This is a genomic window from Rhizobium sp. BK312 (assembly GCF_014193605.1).
Classification (GTDB): domain Bacteria; phylum Pseudomonadota; class Alphaproteobacteria; order Rhizobiales; family Rhizobiaceae; genus Rhizobium.
In genome coordinates, this window is record NZ_JACHZP010000023.1 from 1 (window position 1) to 1,975 (window position 1,975).

A 1,975-nucleotide genomic window follows, 5' to 3' on the forward strand; every position below is an offset into this window, starting at 1 on the left:
CTGCTCGAAATGCCGACCTTTGAACATTGCCAATCTCCGCGACTTCCGGAGATCAATGCCATGCCACCAGTAACCAGGAAGTTTGCAACAGAACCAGTCCGGCAACCAAGATTCTTGACATTCGAGTTCAGCCGGGTGGAATTGATGCAGCACAAGCATTGGTAGACTACGGCAGAAATCAAGGCATAACGGTGCTGGTGAAGGAGTTTCGATGATGGCGCGCGACAGATCAGAAAAACTAAGGCTTGTTTTTACCTTAAAACCGCGCAGTGGAAACACGGTCACCATCACCGAGAAGCCCAAAATCGAAGTGCAGCGGCGATACGGCGAACTCTCTGCTCTCGAAGCTCTAGAGGCCATTCTCTCAGTGCTGCGTACGCTGCAACTGGATGACAAGCTTCACGCTAACGGCAGGCCTATGAAGCTAAACAACCTTTTAGCATCGGCTAAAAATACTGACCATCTAGGTCAATTTGAGACATCAACCCTCGTCTTTAACTATGGTGCCGTGGCGAACGCTGAACTTTGTCAGGTGATAATCACGGAGAAGATTGCGGGCGCTGCTATCGATTGGGAGAAATGGGCGGCACCGTTCATCGTCTCTCCCCATTTTGTGCAGGCATGGATTGCCGATGTAGAATACGACAAGTGGCAAAACACTGAAGATCCCTTAATCTACAAGGCTGCCAATCGGGATTACTCATCTCTACCTATGCGTTCGAATGAGTTGCCGCCGCCAGTGGAGCAGATGGTGATTGATATTTCCCAGAATCCTGGTCGCTGGGAATTTCGTTCCGGGTATATAGAGGCAGTCGGTTCCATCATGTGGCTCAGCGATCTGTTCTGGCAGTATGTCGGTTCAAACCGCAAAGAGTGGCTAGCCGAATTTTCACAGGCGAAGACGGAGCAATTGACGGAGAACGTGCTCCGCGTAGAGGTCTCCGAGACCAGTTTTAAAGACCAATCTACCCGTGATCTGCAGGATCGTTTGCGCAACGTTCTTTACGGCTGAGGTTGCATAGAGAAATGCCGGCGCTGTCGATGGCAATGGCGATCTGGAGTCAGACGTAAGAACCATTTCCGGAGAATTTAAATTGAACGCAAAACTTTTTGCCACAATCGCACTCGGCTTAGTGACGAGTCTCCTGGCAGGATGCGCCGGAGGGCATGATCCGGCTAAGGCGGCCGCTGAACACAGCGCGGCTGTCGCACAGATCGCATCGAAGAAAAGCCAGAAAGGTGCCTTGCTGCTCATCCGGATCGTGGATGGGAACCTGATGGGTGATCAATATTGCTCAGGGCATATTCGCCTGCGCCGGATGGACAACGGCAAACCTGATAAAAATACGCCGTTTGAAGATATCTATTCCGCCGATCGGTGGCTGCTGCCCAATGAAAAGAAGCCGAAGGATATGCAGGCGACTTTCCTTTATCGCGTGGCGAACGCCAGCTCCTATGCCCAGTCTTTCAGGCCTATCGCACCCGGCCGCTATGCCATCACCTATGCGGATTGCCAGTACGGCATCAGCCAATTTAGCAGCGGCGTCAAGATCGAGGCCGGTGGTGACCATAATTTTCTGTTCAGTTACGTTAGCCCGCTGGGCGGCGCCAGCACGATTACAATTGGTGCCGGGCAAATTGTCGATGCCGGCTACATCCGCCTAGTGGGACGACGTAGCAATCCTATCGTTGTAGCATCTGAGGCCTCGGCGGCAGAGCGAGAGGTGATGAAGGAAGTTCTTCCTGAAGCGTACACCTCGATAACTTTTACCCAATTTATCCCTTAATGGGACGTTGCGCGGCCGCGCTTGATTATGCCTTTTGTGCTGCCTCGCAAAGGACCGATCGGAGTTCAACGCTCCACAAGTTCCAGCGGTTCAGTTGCAAAATTTGAGGTAGTCGCGTCGACCGATTGCCACGGCTGCTCAGAACGCGGCAGCCAGGCTCTCAACCTGATTAGAGATTGACGGGTTGG

The 1,975-nt window shown here is 52.5% G+C and carries 2 protein-coding genes; both read left to right on the forward strand.

What is annotated here, in order from left to right:
- Nucleotides 1-211 precede the first annotated feature (211 nt).
- A complete protein-coding gene (locus FHT85_RS30315) occupies nt 212-1,012 on the forward strand; it encodes a hypothetical protein (protein ID WP_183775110.1) in 801 nt (266 codons plus the stop codon).
- A gap of 82 nt (nt 1,013-1,094) precedes the next feature.
- The gene (locus FHT85_RS30320) at nt 1,095-1,787 is read left to right on the forward strand and encodes a hypothetical protein (protein WP_183775113.1); all 693 of its coding nucleotides are present in this window, start codon (nt 1,095-1,097) and stop codon (nt 1,785-1,787) included.
- Nucleotides 1,788-1,975 lie beyond the last annotated feature (188 nt).

Excerpts from the sequence above, each read along its gene's own strand:
- FHT85_RS30315 (WP_183775110.1), top strand. The coding sequence starts at position 212 with ATGATGGCGCGCGACAGATCAGAAAAACTAAGGCTTGTTTTTACCTTA.